The following is an 11466-nucleotide window of genomic DNA, read 5'->3' as shown; positions in this document are numbered from 1 at the left end:
TATATCTAACCTGGAGTGTCATGAGTTCTTCTCGATCGCGGACCCTGGTCCTCGGGGCGGCGGCGTTCGCGCTCGCCGCCTTCGTCGCCGCGGCGATCTTCGGTGTCATGTGGGCCGTGGCCGCGTCGGACGACAACGCCGACCTGGCGCGCTCTCGGGACGACGTGGTCAAGGCGGGCGGCACCGCGATCAAGGCGTACACCGAGGTCGACTTCGAGAAACTCGACGAGTTCTTCGCCAGGCAGAAGGCCGTCTCCGACGACAAGATGAGCCAGCAGCTGGCCCAGCTGGAGCCGACCTACCGCAAGGCGCTCGGCGACGCGAAGACCAAGGTCGTGACCACCATCCAGGACATCGCGGTCGAGGAGCTCGACGACCACGAGGGCAAGGCGAGCTTCCTCGCCGCCATCTCCACCCAGGTCACCCAGGGCGACAAGGCGAGCTCGAAGGCGCTGCGCCTGGAGGTCTCGATGACCAGGGTCGGCGATGAGTGGAAGCTGTCCGGGATCGACAACGTGCCCCTCGTCGCGGCCGGTCAGTAAGAGCGTCACCTAGAACGGAGCCACGTAGTGCCCCCCTCCCGTCGCCAGCCCCCTCGCAGCACTCCGCCGGTGCGCCGCCCCCGGGTGGCCGGCCTGCGACGGCCCGGTGCGTCTCCTGCTCCCGCCTCTCCGGAAGTCCCAGCTTCAGAGGTCGAGGTCGACGAAACGCCGACTCCGGTTCGCCGCCCGTCGCCGCGACCGGCTCCGCGTCCTGCCCCTGAACCCGAGCCTGAGGCCGCTGAGACGGCTGAGCCTGTTGAGGCTGAGGCTGAGGTGGCCGCTGTCGAGGTCCCTGAAGAGCCCTCCGAAGACGAGGTTGTCGCGAAGCCGAGCCCGCGTGCGAAGGTCCGCGCGGCTGCCGAAGAGAAGCCGGACGACCTCGAAGACGCCGAAGCCGAGGTCGCTTCAGGTGAGGATTCAGACGCTTCGGAGACCAAGAAGCCGGGTTCCAGGCAGCTGATCCTGGCGGGTGCGCTGGTCGTCGTCGGACTGCTGCTGGCCGCGACCGCGGTGCTCTTCAAGATCCAGGCCGACGAGGTGTCCAGCTCGACGGACAACACCGCGCTGCTGGACGTCGCGAAGACCGCGCAGGTCAAGGACCAGGTCGCGAAGGCGACCGAGGCGCTGTTCTCGTACGACTACAACAACATCGCGAAGACCGAGACCGCGGCGGGTGACCTGCTGGTCAACGACGAGGTGCGGGCGAAGTACAACCTGCTGATGGGCGAGGTCAAGCGGCTGGCCCCGCAGCAGAAGATGGTCGTGACCTGCAAGGTCACCCGCAGCGCCGTCATCCGGCTGGAAGGCGACCGGGCCGACGTGATGGTGTTCGTCGACCAGAGCTCGACGCGGGCCGACACGAACAAGACCACCGCCGGGAGCGCACAGCTGCACTTGAACGCGGAGCTGCAGGGCGACAAGTGGAAGATCACGGCGATGAACACCTACGCCGCTCCGCCCAACCCGGCCGCCTCCTCGGCCCCCGCCGCACCCCCTTCTTCCCCTGNCCGTCGGTGTCGGTCCGCCCGTCGGCGACGGTGAGGGACCAGAGTCCCTCACGGAGGCCTTCACGGCTCTTCCAGCCCTCCGTGGCCCTGCCCGAGTCGCGTTTAGCCCGCTAAAGGCGCTCCGCCCGGCGTGACGACCACCAGGACCCTGCGCCTTCGCGCCTGGCACCCCGGCTCTAGGACGGGGGTGACCAGTGGGGCACGTGAGGCATCGGTTCAGCCGGTCGCGAGTGTTGTGGATCGCTAGAACGACCCACAACACCCACGCTCCCGCCACCGGGACACCCCACGTTCGCCTCACCCCTCATTAACCCGAAACGCCACTCATGACCCCAGGCCCCGGGCTCTCCAAGCGGATCGCGTTTAGCGGGCTAAACGCGATCCGGGGGCCTTTCCTGTGTCCCGCACCAGAAGACTCACCGGTCACAACCGCCACACGCCCCGAAACACCCCGAAGACGCCCCAGAACACCCCGCCCCGACCCGGTGACTCTCCGAAGCACCCCTCCACGGGATCGCGTTTAGCCGGCTAAACGCAGGTCGGCGCCCCAGCGCCGTCACCTGCGGGTACCGAAGGTAACCAGGATGATCATCCTGTGAAGCGCCCCGTGCGGAGCTTCTTCGACGCTGCGCCAACCGGCGGGACCACCGCGCGGCATCTTGACTCAGAGCCCCTGTGGGGTCACGCTTACTGGCAACGGTGAGAACCGGCGGTGCCCTTGCGGGAGGGACGGTCCGGGGAGGCCGAGGAGAGGCATACCTGAAGACGTTGCGATGCAGGCTGGGCCCCATCGGGAGTGCCCCCTGGACAGACCGCGACGTTCGGGCTAGACTGCTTCTTTGCGCTGCCCTCTTTCAGGCTGCCCGGAGCCGGTAGTTAGGATAGTGGGCACACGGCACCCTTGACAGATCGCATCAGCTGTTGCTGACGCGGCTGCTCACCGCTCATTGTCCCCGGAAGGACGCATCTTGGCAGTCTCTCCCGCGAACCAGGCCACTGCTGCGACCACCTCGGCTGTATCTCGCTCGGAGTCCACGGGAATCCCGGGAGCCCCCAAGCGGGTCTCCTTCGCAAAGATTCGCGAGCCGCTCAGCACCCCGAACCTGCTCGACGTGCAGATCAGGTCCTTTGAATGGTTCACCGGCGACGAGGCGTGGTTCGAACGCCGCGTCGAAGAAGGTGAAGAAAACCCGGTCGGCGGCCTGGAAGAGGTCCTCAACGAGATCTCGCCGATCGAAGACTTCTCCGGATCCATGTCGCTGTCCTTCTCCGACCCGCGCTTCGACGAGGTCAAGGCCTCCGTCGAGGAGTGCAAGGACAAGGACATGACGTACGCGGCCCCGCTGTTCGTGACCGCCGAGTTCGTGAACAACAACACCGGCGAGATCAAGAGCCAGACGGTCTTCATGGGCGACTTCCCGGTGATGACCGACAAGGGCACCTTCGTCATCAACGGCACCGAGCGTGTCGTCGTGTCCCAGCTGGTCCGTTCGCCGGGTGTGTACTTCGACACCAGCGTCGACAAGACCACCGACAAGGACGTCTTCAACGTCCGCGTCATCCCGAGCCGGGGTGCCTGGCTCGAGTTCGACGTCGACAAGCGCGACACCGTCGGCGTCCGCATCGACCGCAAGCGCCGCCAGCCGGTCACCGTGCTGCTGAAGGCGCTCGGCTGGACCACCGAGGCGATCCGCGAGCGCTTCTCCTTCTCCGAGACGCTGCTCGCCACCCTCGAGAAGGATCACACCGCCGGCACCGACGAGGCGCTGCTCGACATCTACCGCAAGCTGCGCCCGGGCGAACCGCCCACCAAGGAGAGCGCGCAGACGCTGCTGGAGAACCTGTTCTTCAAGCCGAAGCGCTACGACCTGGCCAAGGTCGGCCGGTACAAGCTGAACAAGAAGCTCGGCCTGACCACGCCGTACGACACCGGGACGCTGACCGAAGAGGACATCGTCTCGACGATCGAGTACCTGGTCCGCCTGCACGCGGGCGAGGACAAGGCGACCGTCGGCGACCAGGTCATCCCGGTCGAGACCGACGACATCGACCACTTCGGCAACCGTCGTCTCCGCACCGTCGGCGAGCTCATCCAGAACCAGATCCGCGTGGGTCTGTCCCGGATGGAGCGTGTCGTCCGCGAGCGGATGACCACCCAGGACGTCGAGGCGATCACGCCGCAGACCCTGATCAACATCCGTCCCGTCGTGGCGGCGATCAAGGAGTTCTTCGGTACTTCGCAGCTGTCGCAGTTCATGGACCAGAACAACCCGCTGTCGGGGCTGACGCACAAGCGTCGTCTGTCCGCCCTCGGCCCGGGTGGTCTGTCGCGTGAGCGCGCCGGCATGGAGGTTCGTGACGTCCACCCGTCGCACTACGGCCGCATGTGCCCGATCGAGACGCCGGAAGGCCCGAACATCGGCCTGATCGGTTCGCTCTGCTCGTACGCGCGGGTCAACCCGTTCGGTTTCATCGAGACCCCGTACCGCAAGGTCGTCGAGGGCCGCGTCACCGACCAGGTCGACTACCTCACCGCGGACGAGGAAGACCGCTACGTGAAGGCGCAGGCGAACGCGCCGATCTCGGAAGACGGCACCTTCGTCGAAGACCGCGTCCTGGTCCGTAAGAAGGGCGGCGAGGTCGAGCTGATCGACCCGCTGGACGTGGACTACATGGACGTCTCGCCGCGGCAGATGGTCTCGGTCGCGACGGCGATGATCCCGTTCCTCGAGCACGACGACGCGAACCGCGCCCTGATGGGTGCGAACATGCAGCGCCAGGCCGTGCCGCTGCTCCGCAACCAGGCGCCGTACGTCGGCACCGGGGTGGAGCTGCGTGCCGCGGTCGACGCCGGTGACGTGCTCGTCGCCGAGCAGTCCGGTGTCGTCGAGGAGCTCTCGGCCGACCTGATCACGATCATGCACGACGACGGCACGCGGAAGAGCTACGGACTGTACAAGTTCCGTCGCTCGAACCACGGCACCTGCTTCAACCACCGCCCGATCGTCAACGAGGGCGACCGGGTCGAGCAGGGTCAGGTCATCGCCGACGGCCCGTCCACCGAGAACGGTGAGATGGCGCTCGGCAAGAACCTGCTCGTCGCGGTCATGCCGTGGGAGGGCCACAACTACGAGGACGCGATCATCCTCTCCGAGCGCCTGGTGCAGGACGACGTGCTCACGTCGATCCACATCGAGGAGCACGAGATCGACGCCCGCGACACCAAGCTGGGCGCCGAGGAGATCACCCGGGACATCCCGAACGTCTCCGAGGAGGTCCTGGCCGACCTCGACGAGCGCGGCATCATCCGCATCGGTGCCGAGGTCCGCGACGGCGACATCCTGGTCGGCAAGGTCACGCCCAAGGGTGAGACCGAGCTGACCCCGGAGGAGCGCCTGCTCCGCGCGATCTTCGGCGAGAAGGCCCGTGAGGTCCGCGACACCTCGCTGAAGGTGCCGCACGGTGAGACCGGCAAGGTCATCGGCATCCGCGTGTTCTCGCGCGAGGACGACGACGAGCTGCCCCCGGGCGTCAACGAACTGGTCCGTGTCTACGTGGCCCAGAAGCGGAAGATCCAGCCGGGCGACAAGCTCGCCGGCCGCCACGGGAACAAGGGTGTCATCGGCAAGATCCTCCCCGCCGAGGACATGCCGTTCATGGAGGACGGCACGCCCGTCGACATCATCCTGAACACCCACGGTGTCCCGCGGCGTATGAACATCGGCCAGGTCCTGGAGCTTCACCTGGGCTGGCTGGCGTCGCAGGGGTGGAAGATCGAGGGCAACCCGGACTGGGCGAAGAACCTCAACGAGGAGCTCTACGACGTCGACCCCGGCACGAACACCGCGACCCCGGTGTTCGACGGCGCGAAGGAAGAGGAGCTCACCGGGCTGCTCGGCGCGACCAAGCCGAACCGCGACGGCGAGCGCATGGTCAAGCAGAACGGCAAGGCCACGCTGCTGGACGGCCGCTCCGGCGAGCCGTTCCCGTACCCGGTCTCGGTCGGCTACATGTACATCCTGAAGCTGCACCACCTGGTCGACGACAAGATCCACGCCCGGTCCACCGGTCCGTACTCGATGATCACGCAGCAGCCGCTGGGTGGTAAGGCGCAGTTCGGTGGCCAGCGGTTCGGCGAGATGGAGTGCTGGGCGATGCAGGCGTACGGCGCCGCATACACCCTGCAGGAGCTCCTGACGATCAAGTCGGACGACGTGGTCGGCCGCGTCAAGGTGTACGAGGCCATCGTCAAGGGGGAGAACATCCCCGAGCCGGGTATCCCGGAGTCGTTCAAGGTGCTCCTGAAGGAGCTCCAGTCGCTCTGCCTCAACGTCGAGGTGCTGTCCAGCGACGGCGCCGCGATCGAGATGCGCGACTCCGACGACGAGGACCTCGAGCGTGCCGCGGCCAACCTCGGCATCAACCTGTCCCGCAACGAGTCGCCCTCGGTGGACGACGTCGTGCACTGACCCGCGATGAGGCGGGAGCCTGCGTCCCGTGGGCTCCCGCCTCCGCTCGCCAACTCCTCTAGTCGCATCAACCCCAAGGGGATGTAAAGACGTGCTGGACGTCAACTTCTTCGATGAGCTCCGCATCGGCCTCGCCACCGCCGACGACATTCGTCAGTGGTCCTTCGGCGAGGTGAAGAAGCCGGAGACCATCAACTACCGGACGCTCAAGCCTGAGAAGGACGGCCTCTTCTGCGAGAAGATCTTCGGCCCGACCCGGGACTGGGAGTGCTACTGCGGTAAGTACAAGCGGGTCCGCTTCAAGGGCATCATCTGCGAGCGCTGTGGCGTCGAGGTCACCCGCGCCAAGGTGCGTCGTGAGCGGATGGGCCACATCGAGCTGGCCGCTCCCGTCACCCACATCTGGTACTTCAAGGGTGTTCCCTCCCGCCTGGGCTACTTGCTCGACCTGGCGCCGAAGGACCTCGAGAAGATCATCTACTTCGCGGCCTACGTGATCACCGGTGTGAACACCGAGCTGCGGCACAACGACCTGCCGACCCTCGAGAACGAGATCGGTGTCGAGCGCAAGAACCTCGAGACCAAGCGTGACGCGGACATCGAGGCACGGGCGCAGAAGCTGGAAGCCGACCTGGCCGAGCTGGAGGCGGAGGGCGCCAAGTCCGACGTCCGCCGCAAGGTCAAGGAAGGCGGCGAGCGCGAGATGCGTCAGCTGCGTGACCGCGCCGGTCGCGAGCTGGACCGTCTCGAGGAGGTCTGGACGACCTTCACGAAGCTCGACACCCGTCAGCTGATCGCCGACGAGCTGCTCTACCGCGAGCTCGTCGACCGCTACGGCGAGTACTTCACCGGCGGCATGGGCGCGGAGGCCATCCAGAAGCTGGCCACCGAGTTCGACGTCGCCGCGGAGGCCGAGAGCCTGCGCGACACCATCCGCAACGGCAAGGGGCAGAAGAAGCTCCGCGCGCTGAAGCGGCTCAAGGTCGTCGCGGCCTTCCAGGCCACCGGCAACGACCCGCGCGGCATGGTGCTCGACGCCGTCCCGGTGATCCCGCCGGACCTGCGCCCGATGGTCCAGCTCGACGGTGGCCGGTTCGCCACCTCCGACCTAAACGACCTCTACCGCCGGGTCATCAACCGGAACAACCGGTTGAAGCGGCTGATCGACCTCGGCGCGCCCGAGATCATCGTCAACAACGAGAAGCGGATGCTGCAGGAGGCCGTCGACGCGCTGTTCGACAACGGCCGCCGCGGCCGCCCGGTCACCGGTCCCGGTAACCGCCCGCTGAAGTCGCTGTCCGACCTGCTCAAGGGCAAGCAGGGCCGGTTCCGTCAGAACCTGCTCGGCAAGCGTGTCGACTACTCCGGCCGTTCGGTCATCATCGTCGGTCCGCAGCTGAAGCTGCACCAGTGCGGTCTGCCGAAGGACATGGCGCTCGAGCTGTTCAAGCCGTTCGTCATGAAGCGGCTGGTCGACCTGAACCACGCGCAGAACATCAAGTCCGCCAAGCGGATGGTGGAGCGGTCGCGTCCGCAGGTGTGGGACGTGCTCGAAGAGGTCATCACCGGCCACCCGGTGATGCTGAACCGTGCGCCGACCCTGCACCGCCTCGGTATCCAGGCCTTCGAGCCGCAGCTGGTCGAAGGCAAGGCCATCCAGCTGCACCCGCTGGTCTGTGAAGCGTTCAACGCGGACTTCGACGGTGACCAGATGGCCGTGCACCTCCCGCTGTCCGCGGAGGCGCAGGCCGAGGCCCGCATCCTGATGCTGTCGGCGAACAACATCCTTTCGCCGGCGTCGGGTCGTCCGCTCGCCATGCCGCGTCTGGACATGGTGACCGGTCTGTTCCACCTGACCCGCCTGAACGAGAACGCCGACGGCGCGGGCAACGCGTACTCGTCGCCCGCTGAGGCGATCATGGCGTTCGACCGCAAGGCGCTGAGCCTGCACGCCCCGATCAAGATCCGCATCACCGACCGTCAGCCCGCCAAGGCGGACGAAGCGGCGCTCGCGGAGAAGGGCTGGGAGCCGGGCAAGGCGTGGCTGGCCGAGACCACCCTGGGCCGTGTGCTGTTCAACGAGCTGCTGCCGGCGGACTACCCGTTCATCAACGAGCCGATGCCGAAGAAGCGTCAGGCCGCGATCGTGAACGACCTCGCCGAGCGCTACTCGATGACCCAGGTCGCGCAGACCCTGGACCGCCTGAAGGACGCCGGTTTCTACTGGGCGACCCGTTCGGGTGTCACGGTCGCGATCTCCGACGTGCTCGTCCCGGCAGGCAAGAAGGCCATTCTGGACGAGTACGAAGGCAAGGCCGACCAGGTCGAGAAGCGGTACCAGCGTGGTCAGCTGTCGCACGCCGAGCGCAACAACGAGCTCGTCAAGGTGTGGACGCAGGCCACCGAAGAGGTCCACAAGATCATGGAGACGGCGCTGCCGGACGACAACCCGATCGCGATGATCGTGAAGTCGGGCGCGGCGGGCAACATGACGCAGGTCCGGTCGCTGGCCGGTATGCGTGGTCTGGTGTCGAACCCGAAGGGTGAGTACATCCCGCGTCCGATCAAGGCCAACTTCCGTGAAGGCCTGTCGGTGGCGGAGTACTTCATCGCGACGCACGGTGCCCGTAAGGGTCTGGCGGACACGGCGCTCCGTACCGCCGACTCGGGTTACCTGACCCGTCGTCTGGTGGACGTGTCGCAGGACGTCATCGTCCGCGAGATCGACTGTGGCACCACTCGCGGTATCAACATGCCGATCGGCGAGGACATCGGCGATGGCAAGGTCCTGCGCGACCAGCACGTCGAGACCAGCGTGTACGCGCGGAATCTGGCGACCGACGCGGTCGACGCCAAGGGCAACGTCGTGCTCAACGCCGGTGACGACATCGGTGACCCGGCGATCGACAAGCTCATCTCGAGCGGGATCTCCAAGGTCAAGGTGCGTTCGGTGCTGACCTGCGAGTCGGCCGTCGGTATCTGCGCCACCTGCTACGGCCGGTCCATGGCGACCGGTCAGCTCGTCGACGTCGGCGAGGCCGTGGGTATCGTCGCGGCCCAGTCGATCGGTGAGCCGGGTACGCAGCTGACGATGCGTACGTTCCACCAGGGTGGTGTCGCCGGTGACGACATCACGACCGGTCTGCCCCGTGTCCAGGAGCTGTTCGAGGCTCGGGTCCCGAAGGGCAAGGCGCCGATCGCCGACGTCGATGGCCGTGTGCGCATCGAGGAAAGCGAGCGGTTCTGGAAGATCACGCTGATCCCGGACGACGGCAGCGAAGAGATCGTCTTCGACAAGCTGTCCAAGCGTCAGCGGCTCGCGAACACCCCGAACGGCCCGCTGGGCGACGGTGACCGCGTCAACGTCGGTCAGCAGCTGCTCGAAGGCACGCCGGACCCGCACGAGGTCCTGCGGGTCATGGGACCGCGCGAGGCGCAGATGCACCTGGTGGACGAGGTCCAGAAGGTGTACCGGGCGCAGGGTGTGTCGATCCACGACAAGCACATCGAGGTCATCGTCCGGCAGATGCTGCGCCGGGTGACGATCATCGACTCCGGTGCCACGGACTTCCTGCCGGGCGAGCTGCCCGAGCGGACCAAGTTCGAGGCGAAGAACCGGGCATCGGTCGCCGAGGGCGGCGAGCCCGCCTCGGGTCGTCCGGTGCTGATGGGGATCACGAAGGCCTCGCTGACCACGGACTCGTGGCTGTCGGCGGCCTCGTTCCAGGAGACGACGCGTGTCCTGACCGACGCGGCCATCAACGGCCGCTCGGACAAGCTCGTGGGCCTCAAGGAGAACGTGATCATCGGTAAGCTGATCCCGGCCGGTACCGGGATCAACAAGTACCGCAACATCCAGGTGCAGCCGACCGAGGAGGCGCGGGTCGCCGCTTACGCGATCCCGTCCTACGACGACGGCTACTACACCCCGGATGTGTTCGGCTCCACGCCGGGCGCCGCGGTGCCGCTGGACGACTACGACTTCGGCCGCGACTTCCGCTGACCGAAGCGAAATCCACGAGAAGGGCCCTCGTCGAACACCGCGCGGGAGGCGTAGTCCAGGACGGTCACCTTCACCGGGTCGCCGTCGGGCAGTGCCGGATATTCGTCGGATCGGCTTAGCGCAGTGCCCGCGTTGCCCGCCGCGTAGCTGCCGAGCGGCTGCGGGGCGACCAACAGCAAGGCGAGAACCGGAAGAGGGAGCAGCCAGGCCACTTTCGGATGACGATGGCGGTTCGTCGCCGCCAGCACCAGGACCAGGAGACCGGACGCGAGCAGGAACGGCCACAGCCCTTCCTTGACATAACGCAGGTATTGGCCGGTCAAGCAGACCTTGACCACGGCCGCGCCCAGCAGGAGCAGCACGACGGTCGCGGCGGTCCGGTTCACCAGAGCACCGTCCCGGTCACGACCGCGCAACCGAGCGCGACCACGAACGTGGCGGGCGCGAACCGGGCGGCGAACCGCCTGCCGAAGGTGCCGGCCTGCATGGCGAACAGCTTCAGGTCGACCATCGGCCCGACCACGAGGAACGCCAGGCGGGCGGTGAGGGAGAACTGGCTCAGCGAGGCGGCGACGAAGGCGTCCGCTTCGCTGCAGATCGACAACAGGACCGCCAGCAGGGACAGCGCGAGGACACCGAGCAGCGGATGGTCCGCGACGGTCTGGAGCCAGCGGCCGGGGATCAGGACGTTGAGCGTCGCGGCCGCCNCCGATCTCCGGATCGCGTTTAGCCCGCTAAACGCGATCCGGTGGCACTTGCGTTTAGCGGGCTGAACGCGATCTGCCCATACGCCGCCCCACACGCCGCCCGACCTGCGTTTAGCCCCCTAATCGCGATCCGGCGGGCGGGGCCGCAGGTCAGTAGGTGTTCGGGAAGGGTGCCCCCACGCCTCGGCGAGTTCCGGGTTTCGGCCGCCGCGAGTCTCGCACGCCGGGGCCGGCGGGTCGTCGGTGTGCGAGAACGTGTCCAAGCAGTCGTGCCGGTGCCCATGTCGATCGTGTTGTCCGGGCCATCCGGTATCGGATCGCCTGCGCCGAGAGGGAGATCTTCGAAGTGTGCCGCCTCGTGGGTCCCGCGAAGTGGCAGAGTTCCCAGAAAGCATAACGAAACCATAACGGCCGCAGTCGTGCCGGATGCGGGTTACTGGTCCGTTGTGACCTGCGGTAGTGCCGCCAGGTGTCCTGATTCCCAGCGTTCGGAAAACCGTCACCCGTTCAGCTCAATGGCCCATCCGCATCGTGGGAAATTCACCCTGTCGTGGCATGTCCCATTCTTTGATCGCGAGATTGACACTCCATCGGCTTCACACGAGTATTTCGCCCATGCAATCCCCAGTCGCCTTGGTGTGGCGCCGGCACGTTGACTTGCGGCAGCAGGCAAGCGCGCTGTGTATGGATTTCTGACCTATTCCGGGCTGGTCGCGTCGTAGGCGAATCCGCGTATCC

The 11466-nt window shown here is 66.7% G+C and carries 5 protein-coding genes; 3 read left to right on the top strand and 2 right to left on the bottom strand.

Annotation, left to right across the window (positions count from 1 at the left end; genetic code table 11):
• Window positions 1–20: 20 nt before the first annotated feature.
• The 3 genes from LCL61_RS41565 to LCL61_RS41550 all read left to right on the top strand — a co-directional run bounded on the left by LCL61_RS41565 (window position 21) and on the right by LCL61_RS41550 (window position 10021).
• Window positions 21–542: a hypothetical protein gene (locus LCL61_RS41565; protein WP_034304211.1), complete on the top strand. Its 522-nt coding sequence runs from the start codon at window positions 21–23 to the stop codon at window positions 540–542.
• Between the two features lie 1975 nt (window positions 543–2517).
• Window positions 2518–6018, top strand: coding sequence for a DNA-directed RNA polymerase subunit beta (locus LCL61_RS41555; RefSeq protein WP_219146135.1), 3501 nt, complete (start codon window positions 2518–2520; stop codon window positions 6016–6018).
• A gap of 91 nt (window positions 6019–6109) precedes the next feature.
• Window positions 6110–10021, top strand: coding sequence for a DNA-directed RNA polymerase subunit beta' (locus LCL61_RS41550; protein WP_340684770.1), 3912 nt, complete (start codon window positions 6110–6112; stop codon window positions 10019–10021).
• Here the strand turns inward: LCL61_RS41550 and LCL61_RS41545 are convergent.
• Together LCL61_RS41545 and LCL61_RS41540 are read right to left on the bottom strand one after the other, a co-directional pair.
• Complete coding sequence (locus LCL61_RS41545; protein ID WP_340684769.1) at window positions 9994–10407, bottom strand: hypothetical protein; 414 nt, start codon at window positions 10405–10407, stop codon at window positions 9994–9996. The genes LCL61_RS41550 and LCL61_RS41545 overlap by 28 nt on opposite strands.
• The gene (locus LCL61_RS41540) at window positions 10404–10823 is read right to left on the bottom strand and encodes a permease (protein WP_425341970.1); all 420 of its coding nucleotides are present in this window, start codon (window positions 10821–10823) and stop codon (window positions 10404–10406) included. Before LCL61_RS41540 ends, LCL61_RS41545 begins: the two co-directional genes overlap by 4 nt.
• Window positions 10824–11466 lie beyond the last annotated feature (643 nt).

Origin of the sequence: Amycolatopsis coloradensis (genome assembly GCF_037997115.1) — a bacterium.
Classification (GTDB): Bacteria; Actinomycetota; Actinomycetes; order Mycobacteriales; family Pseudonocardiaceae; genus Amycolatopsis; species Amycolatopsis coloradensis_A.
Note: the sequence above shows the minus strand (reverse complement) of the source record. Positions and strands in the feature narration are given on the sequence as shown.

Excerpts from the sequence above, each read along its gene's own strand:
- LCL61_RS41565 (WP_034304211.1), top strand. The coding sequence starts at position 21 with ATGAGTTCTTCTCGATCGCGGACCCTGGTCCTCGGGGCGGCGGCGTTC.